This window comes from Limnohabitans sp. JirII-31 (assembly GCF_002778315.1).
Taxonomy (GTDB): Bacteria; Pseudomonadota; Gammaproteobacteria; order Burkholderiales; family Burkholderiaceae_C; genus Limnohabitans.
In genome coordinates, this window is sequence record NZ_NESA01000015.1 from 1 (window position 1) to 15,527 (window position 15,527).

At 58.5% G+C, this 15,527-nt stretch carries 18 protein-coding genes; 12 read left to right on the plus strand and 6 right to left on the minus strand.

The annotated features are described in order from the left end of the window. A partial coding sequence (locus B9Z41_RS15135) for a transporter substrate-binding protein (protein WP_158236202.1) occupies positions 1-602 on the plus strand: 602 nt, incomplete at its 5' end. 73 nt (positions 603-675) lie between these two features. Continuing rightward, positions 676-1,398, plus strand: a complete 723-nt coding sequence (pncA, locus tag B9Z41_RS15140; protein ID WP_100147923.1) for a bifunctional nicotinamidase/pyrazinamidase — start codon at positions 676-678, stop codon at positions 1,396-1,398. 1 nt (position 1,399) lies between these two features. Here the strand turns inward: pncA and B9Z41_RS15145 are convergent, their stop codons facing one another. Then, complete coding sequence (locus B9Z41_RS15145; RefSeq protein ID WP_100147963.1) at positions 1,400-2,908, minus strand: ABC transporter ATP-binding protein; 1,509 nt, start codon at positions 2,906-2,908, stop codon at positions 1,400-1,402. Positions 2,909-3,183: 275 nt separating this feature from the next. Here B9Z41_RS15145 and B9Z41_RS15150 point away from each other — a divergent pair, with 275 nt between their 5' ends. The 5 genes from B9Z41_RS15150 (at position 3,184) to B9Z41_RS15170 (ending at position 8,222) form a co-directional block, all read left to right on the plus strand. Next, a complete protein-coding gene (locus tag B9Z41_RS15150; protein ID WP_233202727.1) occupies positions 3,184-4,293 on the plus strand; it encodes an ABC transporter permease in 1,110 nt (369 codons plus the stop codon). Then, positions 4,293-5,216, plus strand: a complete 924-nt coding sequence (locus tag B9Z41_RS15155; protein WP_100147925.1) for an ABC transporter permease — start codon at positions 4,293-4,295, stop codon at positions 5,214-5,216. The genes B9Z41_RS15150 and B9Z41_RS15155 overlap by 1 nt, the downstream gene beginning before the upstream one ends. A gap of 56 nt (positions 5,217-5,272) precedes the next feature. Further along, the gene (locus B9Z41_RS15160; RefSeq protein WP_100147926.1) at positions 5,273-6,352 is read left to right on the plus strand and encodes a BMP family ABC transporter substrate-binding protein; all 1,080 of its coding nucleotides are present in this window, start codon (positions 5,273-5,275) and stop codon (positions 6,350-6,352) included. A gap of 14 nt (positions 6,353-6,366) precedes the next feature. Next, complete coding sequence (locus B9Z41_RS15165; protein ID WP_233202728.1) at positions 6,367-7,029, plus strand: cysteine hydrolase family protein; 663 nt, start codon at positions 6,367-6,369, stop codon at positions 7,027-7,029. 140 nt (positions 7,030-7,169) lie between these two features. Further along, positions 7,170-8,222: an adenosine deaminase gene (locus tag B9Z41_RS15170; protein ID WP_100147928.1), complete on the plus strand. Its 1,053-nt coding sequence runs from the start codon at positions 7,170-7,172 to the stop codon at positions 8,220-8,222. Positions 8,223-8,234: 12 nt separating this feature from the next. Here the strand turns inward: B9Z41_RS15170 and B9Z41_RS15175 are convergent, their stop codons facing one another. Next, entirely contained in the window at positions 8,235-8,615 is a 381-nt protein-coding gene (locus B9Z41_RS15175) for a HEPN domain-containing protein (protein ID WP_233202729.1), read from the minus strand. Next, entirely contained in the window at positions 8,612-8,953 is a 342-nt protein-coding gene (locus B9Z41_RS15180; RefSeq protein WP_100147929.1) for a nucleotidyltransferase domain-containing protein, read from the minus strand. The genes B9Z41_RS15175 and B9Z41_RS15180 overlap by 4 nt, the downstream gene beginning before the upstream one ends. A 36-nt stretch (positions 8,954-8,989) precedes the next feature. On the opposite strand from B9Z41_RS15180, the gene dcd reads away from it, so the two are divergent. Both dcd and B9Z41_RS15190 read left to right on the plus strand, forming a co-directional pair. Beyond that, positions 8,990-9,559, plus strand: a complete 570-nt coding sequence (gene dcd / locus B9Z41_RS15185) for a dCTP deaminase (protein ID WP_100147930.1) — start codon at positions 8,990-8,992, stop codon at positions 9,557-9,559. A 61-nt stretch (positions 9,560-9,620) separates the two neighbouring features. Further along, positions 9,621-11,051, plus strand: coding sequence for a DEAD/DEAH box helicase (locus B9Z41_RS15190; protein WP_100147965.1), 1,431 nt, complete (start codon positions 9,621-9,623; stop codon positions 11,049-11,051). 17 nt (positions 11,052-11,068) lie between these two features. On the opposite strand, the gene B9Z41_RS15195 is transcribed toward B9Z41_RS15190, so the two are convergent. Beyond that, positions 11,069-11,917 carry a symmetrical bis(5'-nucleosyl)-tetraphosphatase gene (locus tag B9Z41_RS15195; RefSeq protein WP_100147931.1) on the minus strand — a complete coding sequence of 283 codons (849 nt, stop codon included), beginning with the start codon at positions 11,915-11,917 and terminating at the stop codon, positions 11,069-11,071. Between the two features lie 113 nt (positions 11,918-12,030). Between B9Z41_RS15195 and B9Z41_RS15200 the strand changes: the two genes are divergently transcribed. The 3 genes from B9Z41_RS15200 to B9Z41_RS15210 are packed head-to-tail and all read left to right on the plus strand — an operon-like array spanning position 12,031 to position 14,016. After that, on the plus strand, positions 12,031-12,369 hold the full coding sequence (locus tag B9Z41_RS15200) for a type II toxin-antitoxin system RelE/ParE family toxin (RefSeq protein ID WP_199173007.1): 339 nt from the start codon (positions 12,031-12,033) through the stop codon (positions 12,367-12,369). Beyond that, on the plus strand, positions 12,369-12,653 hold the full coding sequence (locus B9Z41_RS15205; RefSeq protein ID WP_100147932.1) for a helix-turn-helix domain-containing protein: 285 nt from the start codon (positions 12,369-12,371) through the stop codon (positions 12,651-12,653). The genes B9Z41_RS15200 and B9Z41_RS15205 overlap by 1 nt, the downstream gene beginning before the upstream one ends. A 49-nt stretch (positions 12,654-12,702) precedes the next feature. After that, positions 12,703-14,016, plus strand: coding sequence for a hemolysin family protein (locus tag B9Z41_RS15210; protein ID WP_100147933.1), 1,314 nt, complete (start codon positions 12,703-12,705; stop codon positions 14,014-14,016). Here the strand turns inward: B9Z41_RS15210 and B9Z41_RS15215 are convergent. Then, positions 13,994-14,752 (minus strand): alpha/beta family hydrolase, encoded by a 759-nt coding sequence (locus B9Z41_RS15215; RefSeq protein WP_100147934.1) that lies wholly within the window; start codon positions 14,750-14,752, stop codon positions 13,994-13,996. The two genes, B9Z41_RS15210 and B9Z41_RS15215, sit on opposite strands and share 23 nt — an antisense overlap. 6 nt (positions 14,753-14,758) lie before the next feature. Further along, the gene (locus tag B9Z41_RS15220) at positions 14,759-15,499 is read right to left on the minus strand and encodes a class I SAM-dependent methyltransferase (RefSeq protein ID WP_100147935.1); all 741 of its coding nucleotides are present in this window, start codon (positions 15,497-15,499) and stop codon (positions 14,759-14,761) included. Between the last annotated feature and the right edge of the window lie 28 nt (positions 15,500-15,527).

Here is a 15,527-nt window from a genome sequence, read left to right on the forward strand (position 1 = left end):
TCTCAGCCGGTGGCAAGACAGCGGTGGTGTCCACCATCAACGGTGACTCCAACGTGCCGTTCTACAAAGAACTGGGCAACGCAGGCTTGAAGGCCAAAGACGTGCCCGTGGTGGCATTCAGCGTGGGCGAAGAAGAACTGCGCGGCGTGGACACCAAGCCGCTGGTGGGCCACTTGGCGGCATGGAACTACTTCATGAGCATCAAGAACCCGACCAACGATGCCTTCATCAAGAAGTGGAGCGACTACGCCAAGGCCAAGGGCATTGCGGGTCACAAAGACAAGCCATTGACCAACGACCCGATGGAAGCCACCTACATCGGCATCCACATGTGGAAGCAAGCGGTCGAGAAGGCCAAGAGCACCGATGTGGACAAGGTGATTGCGGCGATGGCGGGTCAGACCTTCACGGCACCGAGCGGCATCACCAGCAAGATGGATGAGAAGAACCACCACTTGCACAAGTCGGTGTTCATTGGCGAGATCAAGGCCGATGGCCAGTTCAACGTGGTGTGGAAGACACCCGGTCCTGTCAAGGCCAAGCCATGGAGCCCGTTCATTGAAGGCAACGACAAGAAGCCTGATGAACCTGTGAAGAAGTAAGCTCAAGCCTTGCGTTCTTGCTTGTTGGTATCGGCGCACATTTTGTGCGCCGATTCTTTTTAGGAGTCTCTTTATGTCACCCTCACGCAGACATCTTCTTCAAAGTTTCGCCGCATTGGGCGCGTTGGGGTCTGTCGCCCCTTGGGCTTTGTCCGCCGAAAAAATCAAACCGGGCCATGACGCGGCCTTGATCGTGGTGGACGTGCAAAACTGTTTTATCGAGGGCGGCACCTTGCCCGTGGCCAAAGGTGCTGAGGTGGTGCCGGTGATCAACCGCATGGCCAGCGCGTTTGCCAACATCGTGGTCACGCAAGACTGGCACACCCCCGGCCACGCTTCGTTTGCCAGCGCGCACCCCGGTAAAAAACCGTTTGAGACCACCACCATGCCCTATGGCACGCAGGTGCTGTGGCCCGACCATTGTGTGCAAGGCAGTGCCGACGCGGCATTGCACCCTGAGCTCAAGTTGCCCAGTGCCCAATTGATTTTGCGCAAGGGTTACCACGCCGATGTGGACAGTTACTCGGCCTTCATGGAGGCCGACCGCAAGACGGCCACGGGCTTGGCGGGCTACCTCAAGCAGCGGGGTATCAAGACGGTGTTTGTGGTGGGTTTGGCCACCGACTTTTGTGTGGCCTGGACGGCCTTGGATGCGCGCGGCGCAGGCTTTGCCACCTATGTGGTGGAAGACGCCTGTCGTGGCATCGACCTCAATGGCTCAGTGGCCGCGGCTTGGAAAAACATGACCGCCAAAGGCGTGAAACGCATTCAGTCGAGCGACTTGGCCTTGGCCTGATTCAGCCGACTTGTTGCCCACTCATTTGCAAGCCAATTTGTTCTGGGTTGGTGCTGGCCGTGGGCAGGGCGGGTGACAGCTGGCCGTTGGCGATGACGGCCATGCGGTCGCTGATCATGAACAGCTCGTCGAGTTCTTCCGAGATCACCAAAATCGCCACGCCCTGGTTGCGCAAATCAATCAGGGCTTGACGAATCAGCATGGCTGCGCCCACGTCCACGCCCCAGGTGGGTTGCGACACCACCATCACTTTGGGCTTGAGCATGATCTCGCGCCCGACGATGAACTTTTGCAAGTTGCCACCCGACAAACTGGTGGCCAAGGCGGTGGGCCCACCGCAGGCGACTTTGAAGCGTTCAATCACCGCACGTGCAAAGGTGGTGGTGGCTTGGCGTTGGATCACACCCAGTTGCACCATGCCTTGGCGCGCCCCCGTGAGCAAGGCGTTGTTGGACAAACTCATCGGCGGCACCGCACCGCGCCCCAAGCGTTCTTCGGGCACAAAGGTCAGGCCCACGCTGCGTCGCTGCGCCGGGTTCATGCGTCCAACCGCTTGACCGCACAGAGTCACCGTGTGTGCAGCCTCTTGTGGCACTTCGCCTGAAATGGCGGCCAGCAGTTCTTTCTGGCCATTGCCCGAGATGCCTGCAATGCCCACGATCTCGCCGGCGCGCACTTGCAGGTCAATGTGTTGCAAGTGGGTGCCAAAAGGGTCCGCGCTGTGCAGGCTCAAGTCTTTGACTTCCATCAGCACGGGACCAGCTTCTTGCGGCTGACTGGCGCATTCGGGCAGGTCGGTGCCAATCATCAGGCGCGCCAGTTGGCTGGATGTTTCTTGTTTGGGGTTGGCATAGCCCGTGACTTTGCCGCCGCGCAGCACGGTGGCGGTGTCGCACAAGGCACGAATTTCGTCGAGCTTGTGGCTGATGTACAAAATGCTGCACCCTTCAGCCGCTAAGCGGCGCAAGGTGTCAAACAAGACCAGCACGGCTTGCGGCGTCAGCACCGAGGTGGGCTCGTCCATGATCAGCAGCTTGGGGTTTTGCAACAGACAACGCACGATCTCCACCCGTTGCCGCTCACCCACCGACATGGTGTGCACCATGCGGCTGGGGTCGATCGGCAGCCCATAGCGTTGCGACACCTCGGTGATGCGGCCCGACAGGGCCTGGATGGATTCAGGCTCGTCCAACGACAGGCTGATGTTCTCGGCCACGGTGAGCGACTCGAACAAGGCGAAGTGCTGAAACACCATGCCAATGCCAAGGCGTCGCGCTTGGGCTGGGCTGTCGATGGTGACCTCGCGGCCTTCCCACACGATGTCACCGGCGTCGGGCTTGGTGACGCCGTAGACAATTTTCATGAGCGTGCTTTTGCCGGCACCGTTTTCACCGAGCAAGGCGTGAATTTCGCCAGCGCGCACGGTGAGGTCGATGCCTTGGTTGGCGATGACGGTGGGGTAGCGCTTGCTGATACCACTCAAGACAAGCCGTGGGGTGTTGGAAGTCATGCGCAAGCAGGCCGCAATAACTGTGCCGTATGGCTGCGGCGCATCACCGCTGTCTGCGCTGCTTGATTTGTGTACGTCTTGCACTGCACCAGTGATTGCGGCGGGCTTGTTTGCTTCATGCTGGTGCGGCGCGCCTCTTTGCGGGGCTCTTTGAGGGTGGGGCTGCCGTGGGGTCTTGGTATGCAACTTGCGTTGCATCCAGCACCTCCACTTGTTGCCATGAAACACCTGTCCCCAACCCTTCTCGCTCGTGCGATGTTGCGCGTGGTGTTGCCATGAGGCTCAAACTCGTTCCTCGCGCAGAGCCTTTGCAGTCGATGCGGGTGTGGGCACCCGTGATTGCGATTGGCCTGACCTTGCTGGCGGGTTTTTTGATTTTTATGGTGTTGGGCAAGAACCCTTGGTTGGCTTACCAAGCGTTTTTCATTGACCCGCTGCGTGACGCCAACGGCATCAGCGAGTTGCTGTTGAAGGCCTCGCCCTTGTGCCTGATTGCGCTGGGCTTGGCGGTGGGTTACCGCGCCAACATTTGGAACATCGGTGCTGAAGGGCAGATGTATGTGGGCGGCATTTTTGCCAGTGGCTTGGCGATTTATTTCCATGAGGTCGATGCGCCCTGGGTGCTGCCCTTGATGGTGGTGGCCGCTGCGCTGGGCGGGGCACTGTGGGCGTCTCTGACCGCCCTGTGCCGGGCCCAGTTTCATACCAACGAAATTTTGGTGAGCTTGATGCTCACCTATGTGGCCGATCTGGTGGTCAAGTTTTTGGTCTACGGGCCTTGGCGTGACCCCATGGCCAACAACTTTCCCATCACCGTGTCGTTCTCAGACGCGGCCTTGTTTGCGCCGTTGGCTTCTTATGGCTGGGACCTGTGGGAGGGCACGCGCATCAACAGCTCGGTGTTCATCACCTTGGTGGCCATTCCTGTGGCGTGGTTCTTCATGCAAAGCTCCTATGCGGGCTTTCAGCACTTGGTGACGGGTGAGGCCCCGGCGGCGGCACGTTATGCGGGCTACCGCGACCGCTGGATCATCTGGATCACCTTGCTGATTGGTGGCGCTGCGGCGGGCTTGGCCGGTGTGTCGGATGTGGCAGGCCCGCTGGGGCAACTCAACGACCGCTGGACGCCGGGCTATGGCTTCACCGCCATCATCGTGGCGACCTTGGGCCGCTTGCACGCGCTCGGGATTGTGTTGGCCTCGTTGCTGATGGCCTTGCTCTACTTGGGCGGCGAAGCGGTGCAGGTGACCATGCAATTGCCCAAGGCGGTGAGCGAGGTGTTTCAGGGCTTGCTGCTGCTGTTCTTGTTGGCCTGCGATGTGTTGGTCAAGTACCGCGTGGTGTCGCTTGACGTCAACCCCAAAGCGCTGGGAGGCACCGCGTGATGGAGTCTCTCACCCCCTTGCTGGCCAGTGCCTTGGGTGCGGCTATTCCTTTGTTGTTGGCTGCTCTGGGCGAGTTGATTGCCGAGCGCGCCGGGGTGCTGAACCTAGGGTTGGAAGGCATGATGTTGTTGGGTGCCTTGGCCAGCTTCATGACGGTGGCCAACGGCGGCTCGCTGCCACTGGCCGTGTTGGTGGGCATGGCGGTGGGCGTGTTGGCGTCGCTGGTGTTTGGTTTTGTGACCATCACCTTGCAAGCCAACCAGGTGGCGGCAGGTTTGTCGCTGACCATCTTGGGCTCGGGCATCACGGCTGTGTTGGGTCGCCCCTATGTGGGCTTCAGCGCTCCGAGCAGTTTTGCGCCTTTACCCATTCCTTATTTGCAAGACCTGCCATTGCTGGGTGCTTCGTTTTTCTCGCTTGACCTGCTGGGCTATGCCGCGCTGGTGTTGCTGTGGGTGGTGATGTGGTTTCTGCGTCATACCCGCGCTGGGCTGACCTTGAAGGCCGTGGGCGAGTCGCCGGTGGTGGCGCGCTCCTTGGGGCTGCATGTCACGCGTGTGCGTTATGCAGCGGTGGCGTTTGGTGGGGCCTTGTCGGGCCTGGCGGGCACCTACTACTCGGTGGCGCAATTCAAGATGTGGCAAGACGGCCTGACCTCGGGCAACGGCTGGATTGCCTTGGCCTTGGTGGTGTTTGCCACCTGGCGGCCACACCGCGTGGCGATTGGGGCCCTGCTGTTTGGCAGCGTCACGGCGCTGGGGCTGTACTTCCAGGCCATCGGCATCAAGGTGTCCACCTTTGCGTTGGCCAGCTTGCCCTACCTTGCCACGGTGGTGGTGTTGGTGGTGCTGTCGTCCAACCAAGAAACCATCCGCCGCCATGCACCTGCCTGGCTAGGCAAACCTTTTTACGACGACGCCTGAGGCGTTGGGTTGTTTTTTTCTCGCGCTTATCCCTTCATCCACTTAGGAGTTTTGACATGACATTTATGAAGATCAAATTGGCTTGCGCCCTGGCACTGGGTGTGGCGGGCTTGAGCCAAACCGCCGTGGCCGCGCCCCCTGTGAAAGCGGCCTTTGTGTACTTCGGCACGCCGGGCGACGGCGGCTGGACCTTTGCCCACGACATTGCCGTGAAGCAGGCCAAAAAAGAACTGGGTGATGCGGTGGAAACCACCATCGTGGAAAACGTGCCTGAGAGTGCCGATGCCGAGCGCGTGATCCGCGACCTGGCCAGCAAGGGCAACCAGTACATCTTCACCACCTCGTTTGGCTACATGGAGCAAACCTTGAAAGTGGCCAAGACCTTTCCGAAGGTCGAGTTCTATCACAACACGGGTTTCAAGTCGGCCCCCAACGTGCACACCTACAACTCGCGCATGTACGAGCCCGCCTACCTGGCCGGCATCATTGCCGGGCGCATGACCAAATCAAATGTATTGGGCTATGTGGCTTCTTTCCCTATTCCTGAAGTGGTGCGCAACATCAATGCGTACACCATGGGTGCGCGCAGCGTGAACCCCAAAGTCAAAACCAAGGTGGTGTGGATCAGCTCTTGGTATGACCCCGCCAAAGAGCGTCAAGCCGCCGAAACCATGATCGGCCAAGGCGCTGACATGTTGATGCAAAACACCGATTCATCGGCCACCTTGCAAGCTGCTGCCGACAAGGGCGTGTTCGCCTTTGGTTGGAACTCGGACATGTCGGCTGTGGCCCCCAAGGCGCACCTGGCTTCTGTGACCCAAGTCTGGGGCAACTACTACACCGCCGTGCTCAAAGGCGCGGTGGCTGGCAAACCCATGAAAGACAACGTCTGGGGTGGCTTGAAAGAAAAGATGAACGGCTTGGTGTCGTTGAACAGCAGCTTGCCAGCCAGCGTGAAAAAAGAAGTCGAAGCCAAGCAGGCCGAGATCGTGTCTGGCAAGTTCAAGGTCTTCTCTGGCCCCATGAAGTTGCAAGACGGCACCATGAAGCTGGCCGCTGGTCAAGCCTTCACCGACGCTGACATCGACAGCATCAAGTTCTACGTCGAAGGCGTAGAAGGCCAGTTGCCCAACTGATGCCTGAGCTGACCATGTCAGACGTTCAAGCCCAGCCCTTTGCCTTTGCTCTGCGGCCCGCACAAGCCGCGTTGCTGATCATTGACATGCAGCGCGACTTTGTGGAGCCGGGCGGCTTTGGCGAAAGCCTGGGCAACCGTGTCGAGCCCTTGCAAGAGATTGTGCCTACGGTGCGCAAGGTGTTGGACCATTGGCGAGCCATTGGGGGCTTGGTGGTGCACACCCGTGAGTCCCATGCGCCTGATTTGAGCGACTGCCCGGATGCCAAGCGCTGGCGTGGCAACCCCAGCCTGCGCATTGGCGATGTGGGCCCCATGGGGCGTGTGCTGGTGCGCGGTGAACCGGGCAATCAAATTGTGGAGGCACTGGCCCCTGTTGAGGGTGAGCTGGTGATTGACAAGCCAGGCAAGGGCGCGTTTTATGGCACCGACTTGATGGCGCAATTGCAGCAGCGTGGCATCACACAGCTGGTGGTCATGGGTGTGACCACCGAGGTGTGCGTTCAGTCCACGATGCGTGAAGCCAATGACCGAGGCTACGACTGCTTGTTGATCGAAGATGGCACGGCCAGTTACTTTCCAGAATTCAAAGCGGCCACCCTGGCCATGATCACCGCCCAAGGCGGTATCGTGGGGTGGACCTGCAAGGCCCAAGACCTGCTGTCAGCCAGCGTCTGAGGCGGTTTTGCCTTAGCGGCAGACCCAAGAAATCATCTATGTCTGGGCCCTGTGCGGCCACCACGGCGTCTGGAACGCCGTGTTGTGCATGGGAGACATTTTTTCTTTGTAGTATCTCCATACACAGCCAGGAGGTTTCTATGTTCAAAGTTCACGCCGTCGCCGCCCACCGTTTGCCCCAGCTCTTGCGTCAAATGCCCAAGGCTGAACTGCACATCCACATTGAGGGTTCGCTAGAGCCCGAGTTGATTTTTGCGCTGGCGCAGCGCAACGGTGTGGCCTTGCCCTACGCCAGTGTGGAGGCGCTGCGTGCGGCCTATGCTTTCACCAACCTGCAAAGCTTTTTGGATATTTACTACGCCGGGGCCAGCGTGTTGCTGCATGAGCAAGATTTTTACGACATGGCCTGGGCCTACTTGCAGCGCGCAGCGGCCGACCATGTGGTGCATGCCGAACTCTTTTTTGACCCGCAGACCCACACCGAGCGTGGCGTGCCGATGGCGACGGTGATCCACGGTTTGCACCGTGCCTGCGTGGACGCCAAAGCGCAGCTGGGCGTGGATGCCCAACTCATTCTGTGTTTCTTGCGCCACCTGAGCGAAGAGGCCGCCTTGCACACGCTGCAAGAGGCCTTGCCTTTCAAAGACAAGTTCATTGGTGTGGGGCTCGATTCCAGCGAAGTCGGGCATCCGCCTGAGAAGTTCACCCAGGTGTTTGCGCTAGCCAAGTCCCATGGGCTGCACTTGGTGGCGCATGCGGGGGAAGAGGGGCCACCGGCCTACATCTGGAGCGCGCTCGATGTGTTGCAAGTGGAGCGCATCGACCACGGTGTGCAGGCCATCCACGACCCGGTGCTGATGCAGCGCCTGGCCAAAGACCGGGTGCCGCTCACGGTGTGCCCCTTGTCCAACCAAAAGCTGTGCGTGTTCCCCAACTTGGCCGACCACAACATTGCGCAACTGCTCGACGCGGGCTTGTGCGTCACCATCAACTCAGACGACCCGGCCTACTTTGGCGGCTACATGAACGACAACTTCGTGCAGACCTTTGCCGCCACCGGCATGAACGCCCAGCAAGCCTATGCCCTGGCGCGCAACAGCTTTGAAGCCAGCTTTGTCAGCGAGGTTCAGCGCCAGCACTGGCTGCATGAACTCAAGGTCTGTTTTGAGCGCTTTGTTGAGCACGATGACTGAGCCGTTGCGAGGTCAGAAAAACTGTTGCTCAATGGTGGTGACGAATGTATGAGCCTGTTCGGTTGCCCATTGTGCGTCGTCGATGGAAAGTGGATCACCTTTGTAATCAGCGATCAGGCGCAAGTCTTCAACTTTATTCAGCGCACGTCCTAACTCTAGCGATAGCCGACCCGTTTTGACCAGATGCAAAGAGAAAGCAGTGATCAACCCACTGTGTGTTTTGGCAATGTCTGGTGGCACGGGTGAATGGCTGGCCAATAAGGCGGCTCTTGCTGCATCGAACATGGCGTAATAAGCGCGATTGCAAGCCCCATCACTGTCGCCTTCCTTCAGAAGCGCAAAAGCTGATGCAAGGGCGCGGTGTGCCTTGTTCATCAGCTCTTTCGTGTTCATAGTTTGACCCCATCGCGGGCGATATTGCTCAGAAGTTGTGGGTTGGTGTACGCACTGGGATGTGCCCACTCATCTTCCCAAATGGGCAAGGGTTGTATACGAATGCCCGTGTCGAGCAAAACGTCATACGCGATGTCATCCATTGCAAGCTTGGTCGCTACAAAAGGGGCCGATGCGCCGCGCAATAAGACGGCTACATCGGCGTCGCTTTCTTCATGTGCTGTGCCGCGCGCGTGACTACCAAACAAAAAAACTTCGCTGATATCGTAGGTGCGCGCCAGTGCACGTGCAAACTGTTTTGCAGCTAGCAAAGTGGAGATATTAACGTGCGGAATCATGAAAATATTGTAGGCCGAAGCCCCTAAAATGCACCCATGAGCATCAAATCAGACAAATGGATTCGCCGCATGGCAGAGCAGCACGGCATGATCGAGCCGTTCGAGCCAGGTCAAATTCGCCAAAACGCGGCGGGCGAAAAAATCGTCAGCTACGGCACCAGCAGCTACGGCTATGACATCCGTTGCGCGCCCGAGTTCAAAGTGTTCACCAACATCTACAGCACGGTGGTGGACCCCAAGAACTTCGACGAGCGCAGCTTTGTCGACATGAACTCGGATGTCTGCATCATCCCGCCCAACAGCTTTGCATTGGCGCGCACCGTGGAGTACTTCCGCATTCCGCGCAATGTGCTGACCGTGTGCTTGGGCAAAAGCACCTACGCGCGCTGCGGCATCATCGTCAACGTGACGCCGTTTGAGCCCGAGTGGGAAGGCTATGTGACGCTGGAGTTCTCCAACACCACACCGCTGCCCGCCAAGATTTACGCCGGTGAGGGCTGTGCCCAGGTGTTGTTCTTTGAGAGCGACGAAGTGTGCGAGACCAGCTACAAAGACCGTGGCGGCAAGTACCAGGGCCAAGTGGGTGTGACCCTGCCCAAGACCTGAAATCGGCGGATTGGGTCCGATTTTGGGAGATTCGCCAGGGGTGCGACAATCAGCACCTGACATGACGACCTCTTTTTCCAATTTGCAGCTGGCCCCCGCGCTGGCACGCGCCGTAGCCGAAATGGGCTACGAGTCCATGACCCCCATCCAAGCCCAGGCCATTCCGGTGGTTCTGACGGGCCAAGACGTGATGGGCGCCGCCCAAACCGGCACGGGCAAAACAGCGGCTTTCTCGCTGCCTTTGTTGCAGCGCCTGCTCAAGCACGAAAACAGCTCCACTTCGCCTGCGCGCCATCCTGTGCGCGCCTTGGTGTTGCTGCCTACGCGCGAGCTGGCCGACCAGGTGGCCCAACAGGTCAAGGCCTACGCCAAGTACTGCAACCTGCGCAGCGCGGTGGTGTTTGGTGGCATGGACATGAAGCCCCAAACCTTGGAGCTGAAAAAAGGCGTCGAGGTGCTGGTGGCCACACCCGGGCGTTTGCTCGACCACATCGAAGCCAAGAACGTGGTGCTCAACCAAGTGGAATATGTGGTGCTCGACGAAGCTGACCGCATGTTGGACATTGGTTTCTTGCCCGACTTGCAACGCATCTTGAGCCACTTGCCCAAGCAGCGCACCACACTGTTGTTCTCGGCCACCTTCTCGCCCGAGATCAAGCGCCTGGCGGGCAGCTATTTGCAAAACCCCGTCACCATCGAAGTGGCGCGCCCCAACGAGACCGCGTCCACCGTGACGCAACATTTCTACAGCGTGGGTGTGGACGACAAATACCGCGCGCTCAAGCAGTTGGTCAAAAGCAATGGCATCACCCAAGCCTTTGTGTTTTGCAACAGCAAACTCGGCTGCGCCCGCTTGGCTCGCTCGCTCGAACGCGATGGCCTGCGCACCACCGCCTTGCATGGCGACAAGAGCCAAGACGAGCGCTTGAAAGCCCTCGAAGCCTTCAAGCGCGGCGAGGTGGACTTGCTGGTGTGTACCGATGTGGCCGCACGCGGCCTGGACATCAAAGACGTGCCTGCGGTGTTCAACTTTGACATTCCGTTCAACGCCGAAGACTATGTGCACCGCATTGGCCGCACCGGTCGTGCAGGTGCCTTGGGGCAGGCCATCAGCTTTGTTTCGGGCAGCGACCAGCGCTTGGTGGCTGACATTGAGAAGCTGCTCAAGACCAAGATCGAACTCGAAGCCGTGGAGTTTGAAGAAGACCGTCCGCGTGGCCGCATCAACACGGGCCGCCGTGCCTGGGGTGAAGACGATCCACGCGACGTGCTCGACAAGCCCCGTGCCCCAGAAGGTCAAGCCCGTGCTCGCCGCGAAAGCAACTACGCGCCTGTTGCACCCCGTCCTTCGCGTGACCCGTTCTTTGACAAACCCTACGAAGCACCGGTGCGGGCTGAGGGCGAATCGACCGCGCCCAAAGAACCCCTGCGCAAGTCGCCCAACATCAAGCCCAAGCGCAAAGTGGCGGCGTTGTTCAAAACCGTCGAGTGAGCCTCATGCCTTGAGTCTCATGCCAGCGGGTCCAGGGCTTGCTGGCATTTCACGCTCAGAACGGGGAGTTGACGCACATCGCCAATGACCTCTGGCTGCTCGATGCGCAAGGCACTCAAGCAGCCGCCCCACACACAGCCGTCGTCCAGACACACCACGTTGGGTTGGTTCACCTTTTTGAGCGTGGACCAATGGCCAAAGGCCACTGTTACATGGGCGCTGCGCCTGCCTGGCACCTCGAACCAGGGCATCAAGCCCTCAGGCGCTTGGTCTGCGCTTTCTTTCACACTGAAATCCATTGCGCCTTGCGCATCGCAAAAACGCATGCGCGTGAGCGCGTTGACGATCACACGCAAACGGTCGGCACCTTGCAAGTCATCGTGCCACTGGTTGGGTAAGCCGCCATACATCTGCGGCATGAAGGTGGCCAGCGCATCACCGCGCAACACGTCTTCCACTTCGCCGGCCAGTGCCAAGGTTTGCTCAGGTGTCCACTGCGGCAGCACGCCGGCATGCACCATCAGCACCTGTCCCAGGCGAATCGCCATGCGTTGCTGGCGCAACCAATCGAGCAACACCGTGCGGTCGGGAGCGTTCAAGATATCGGCGATGGTGTCTTGCCGGTGTGCAGCGCGCACCCCTTGTGACACCGCCAACAGGTGCAAATCATGGTTGCCCAAAATGCATTGCGCACTGCTGCCATAGGCCATCAAGCGGCGCAGCACACCCACGTTGTCGGGGCCTCGGTTGACCAAGTCGCCCAAGAGGTAGAGCGTGTCACGGCTCGGAGAAAAATCGACGTGGGTGAGTAAACGTGCCAAGGCTTCGTCGCAACCTTGTACGTCACCAATCAAGTAAGTCGTCATGATGGAATTGTCTAACGCTTTTTGGGTGCAACTTCACGCTCTGGATTGAGATTGCGTTCACATTTGCCTGCGTGTGATCGGGATGTCTCGGTGCCAATCGTTTATATACTCAAATGGATATAATTCAAGATGAAACCTGTTCAATTTCTTGGCGACTCCCTCAAGAGGATCGTGAATTTCCTGATGCAGCACGTCAGGACGTCGGGCGTCAACTCGATCTTGTGCAAAAGGGGAGGCAGCCCAATGACTTCAAATCCATGCCATCTATTGGCAAGGGTGTCGAAGAGATCCGGCTTTGGGATGAAGCAGGAACATTTCGTGTCATCTACACCGCTCGAATGAAAGAGGCGATCTATGTTTTGCATGCTTTTCAAAAAAAGACGCAAACAACCTCTAAGAACGATGTGGAAATTGCAACGGCTCGATTTAAATTGTTGAGAGGAGAAAAGTGATGAAGTCCAAACCAGACAGATTCAAAAGCGTTTGGGATGCCCTCGCCGATACACCCGAAGAGGCAGCCAACTTGCGCGTGCGTGCAGAACTCATGGACAAAATTATTCACTTGATCGCCAGCAATGGATGGACGCAAGCCGATGCAGCCATTCATTGCAAGGTGACGCAGCCACGTATCAACGACTTGGTTCGCGGAAAGATTTCCCGGTTTTCCCTCGATGCATTGGTCAATATTGCGGCAGCACTCGGGCAACATGTTCACGTTGAACTTGAGGCTGTCTGACGTTGACTCAGCTTCTATTTTTTAATCTTGTTCTACCCGATTGCCCCACATGGATGTTTTGCTGATTGTTTTACTGACCTTCTTGAATGGCATCTTCGCCATGTCCGAGATGGCGTTGGCATCCAGTCGCAAGGCGCGCTTGGCAGCACTCAATGAGGCGGGCGACAGCGGGGCGCGTGCAGCGCTCAAGCTGATGGCGCATCCGACCCAGTTTTTGTCCACGGTGCAAATTGGCATCACATCCATTGGTGTGCTCAACGGCATCGTGGGGGAGGCGGCTTTCAGTGCCAAGTTGTCGGATTGGTTGCTCACCCAAGGCGTGGCTGATCGCTTTGCCGAAGGCATGGCCACCGCGTTGGTGGTGACGCTCATCACCTTCAGCACGATCTTGTTTGGTGAGTTGGTGCCCAAGCGCATTGGCCAGCTCTACCCCGAACCGGTGGCACGTTTGGCGGCGCCCTTGATGTTGGCGCTGGCCACCATCGCGCGTCCGTTTGTGAGTCTGCTCTCGGCCAGCACCAGCGCCATGCTCAAGCTCTTGCGGGTGGAGGTGCATGGTGGTCGCACGGTGACCGAAGAGGAAATCAGTGCCAGCTTGGTGGAGGGGGTGGATGCGGGCGTGATTGAGCAGCACGAACACCAGATGGTGCAAAACGTGTTCAACCTCGACGAGCGTTCCCTAACCTCCATCATGGTGCACCGCTCTGACATTGAGTGGCTGGACGCCAAGACCACTGTGCCGCAAGCGCTGGCACAAGTGGGTGCGCAAGGCGCGCACTCTTGGTATCCGGTGTGTCGCGATGGCTTGGACGATGTGGTGGGCGCGGTCAGCGTGTCGCAATTGCTGCGTCTGCCACCGGGCACCGACATGACGGTCGAGACCTTGGCTCAGCCGGTGTCGTTTGTGCCTGAGACCTTGAGTGGCTTGGATTTGCTAGAGCAATTTCGCCGCCCTGTGGAGCGGGCCACCGCACACGGTCGCATGGTGCTGGTGGTGGACGAGTACGGCGTGGTGCAAGGCTTGATGACGCCGCGTGACCTGCTGGAAGCCATTACCGGTGAACTGCTGCAAGCCACCGCCACCGACGAAGCCTGGGCCACACCGCGTGCCGATGGCAGTTGGTTGATCGATGGCTTGATGCCCGTGGCCGAGTTCAAGGCACGCTTGCACATTCGTGAATTGCCTGATGAAGACCGTGACATCTACAACACTGTGGCTGGATTGATCATGGCCATCAGCGGCCATTTGCCTGCCGTGAGCGAGTGGGTGGACTGCGCGGGCTGGCGCTTGGAAGTGGTCGACTTGGACGGACGCCGCATCGACAAGGTGCTGGCCACACTCAATGTGAAAGAAAAGCGTTGATCCTGGCGCACACCTGAACCCACTCTGAGTGGGCAATGTTTTCGTAATCGTGGTTGGTGTGCAAGAACGACAACTCGATGGTGGGTGACAGCGGGTATTTGTGAGGCACCTCCTGTCCACCGTATTCGTCGTCAAGGCCTTGAAAAATCAAAAACGGTTTCTTCACGTGGGCCAAGTGCTGTGTGCGTTCTTTCTCTTCCGGTTTGTCCGGGTGTTTGAAGGGGTAACCGAAGCCAATGATTTTTTGAACGGTGGGCGCATCGGCCAGCAACGACGCCATCCGTGCTCCCGCTGAATGGGCCAGCACATGGATGTTTTTTTCAGGCCCTAAAGAGGCCAGAACCTTGCGTAGTTTTTGCACTTGCTTCTCGATGCTGTGTGGTCTCAACACCTGCCAGAAATAAAACCAGCGGCTTGGATGCGGCAACAGCAACAAAGCCTTGATGGGTTTTTTGAACAGTTTGCGTAAGACACTCCATGTTTTGGAGGACAGCCACAGGCTGTGGCGGGTGGTGTCTTCGTAGGTCTGTGTAAGCCATCTTTCGGTGGCCGTCCTCTTGGATTCAAACCACACCAAGGTATAGCCTTGCGCTTGCAATGTGTCCATCAGACCTTGCAGTTGCGCCGAGTTCTTTTGATGGCTGCTGCGCCCTAAAAAGAACAACAACTGCTTGTTCGCAAGCGAGCCCAGGTGGTAGAGATGGCCACCTGCAACGGCACGCGATGAAAGGTTCATCCGCGTTTACACACGCCGTTGGAATGGCAGTTGATACATCCACACGGGCCGTCCATCCGCGCCGTAAATCACGCCTGATGGCTGCAACTCACGGGCTTCAAACTCCAGGCTCACCAACCACGCGCCGCGACGCATTTCTGCCTCGGCTTTTTCCACTGCACGGGGCATGCTCTCTGGGCGTTGAAACAAATACACCAAGTCGTAACTGCGCCAGTCCACCAGCCACATGTCGCCCTGGCGAATGTTGGCAAACGAACAACGCATGGCGCTGAGCACGCGCAGCGGCCAGCTCATCTCCAGCCCATTCAAGTCGGCGCGTGGGTAGGCGTCGCGCAGCGCGATCAAACCGTCGCCCATGCCGCTGCCTGCATCCAGAATGCGCGCGCCACCCAACAGGGTGATGTGCTCGGGCAACTGTCGCAACGCTCTTTTGGGGGTGGGGAACAGCGGTGCATCGCGCCACGCACTGCGTGGGTAGAGCAACACAATCAGCCCCAACAAAATCAACCAGCCCAAGGGCGGCATGGCAAAACTGCCCGATGAAGCGACCAGCGACAGCGGAAAACCCAGCACGATCAACGCGCGACGCATGGTGGTGCTGCCAAACGTGGTGAGCAAGCCACCACAAAAAGTGGCCACCAGCATGGCCACGGTGTCGCTGGCACCTAGGTGACGCAAACCGAGGTAACAGCCCCAAGCAGAGCCCCAGGCGAGCAGAGCGGGAATAGGCCAATTCAAGACTTTCATGGGTGAGAATCATAGGGCTTCACTTCTT

Bases quoted from the DNA above. Each gene is read 5' to 3' on its own strand.
- pncA (WP_100147923.1), top strand. From the start codon at position 676: ATGTCACCCTCACGCAGACATCTTCTTCAAAGTTTCGCCGCATTGGGC.
- B9Z41_RS15170 (WP_100147928.1), top strand. From the start codon at position 7,170: ATGTTCAAAGTTCACGCCGTCGCCGCCCACCGTTTGCCCCAGCTCTTG.
- B9Z41_RS15220 (WP_100147935.1), bottom strand. From the start codon at position 15,499: ATGAAAGTCTTGAATTGGCCTATTCCCGCTCTGCTCGCCTGGGGCTCT.
- B9Z41_RS15210 (WP_100147933.1), top strand. From the start codon at position 12,703: ATGGATGTTTTGCTGATTGTTTTACTGACCTTCTTGAATGGCATCTTC.
- B9Z41_RS15155 (WP_100147925.1), top strand. From the start codon at position 4,293: ATGGAGTCTCTCACCCCCTTGCTGGCCAGTGCCTTGGGTGCGGCTATT.
- B9Z41_RS15205 (WP_100147932.1), top strand. From the start codon at position 12,369: ATGAAGTCCAAACCAGACAGATTCAAAAGCGTTTGGGATGCCCTCGCC.
- B9Z41_RS15195 (WP_100147931.1), bottom strand. From the start codon at position 11,917: ATGACGACTTACTTGATTGGTGACGTACAAGGTTGCGACGAAGCCTTG.
- dcd (WP_100147930.1), top strand. From the start codon at position 8,990: ATGAGCATCAAATCAGACAAATGGATTCGCCGCATGGCAGAGCAGCAC.
- B9Z41_RS15175 (WP_233202729.1), bottom strand. From the start codon at position 8,615: ATGAACACGAAAGAGCTGATGAACAAGGCACACCGCGCCCTTGCATCA.
- B9Z41_RS15190 (WP_100147965.1), top strand. From the start codon at position 9,621: ATGACGACCTCTTTTTCCAATTTGCAGCTGGCCCCCGCGCTGGCACGC.
- B9Z41_RS15200 (WP_199173007.1), top strand. From the start codon at position 12,031: ATGGATATAATTCAAGATGAAACCTGTTCAATTTCTTGGCGACTCCCT.
- B9Z41_RS15160 (WP_100147926.1), top strand. From the start codon at position 5,273: ATGACATTTATGAAGATCAAATTGGCTTGCGCCCTGGCACTGGGTGTG.
- B9Z41_RS15180 (WP_100147929.1), bottom strand. From the start codon at position 8,953: ATGATTCCGCACGTTAATATCTCCACTTTGCTAGCTGCAAAACAGTTT.
- B9Z41_RS15165 (WP_233202728.1), top strand. From the start codon at position 6,367: ATGTCAGACGTTCAAGCCCAGCCCTTTGCCTTTGCTCTGCGGCCCGCA.
- B9Z41_RS15145 (WP_100147963.1), bottom strand. From the start codon at position 2,908: ATGACTTCCAACACCCCACGGCTTGTCTTGAGTGGTATCAGCAAGCGC.
- B9Z41_RS15215 (WP_100147934.1), bottom strand. From the start codon at position 14,752: ATGAACCTTTCATCGCGTGCCGTTGCAGGTGGCCATCTCTACCACCTG.
- B9Z41_RS15150 (WP_233202727.1), top strand. From the start codon at position 3,184: ATGAGGCTCAAACTCGTTCCTCGCGCAGAGCCTTTGCAGTCGATGCGG.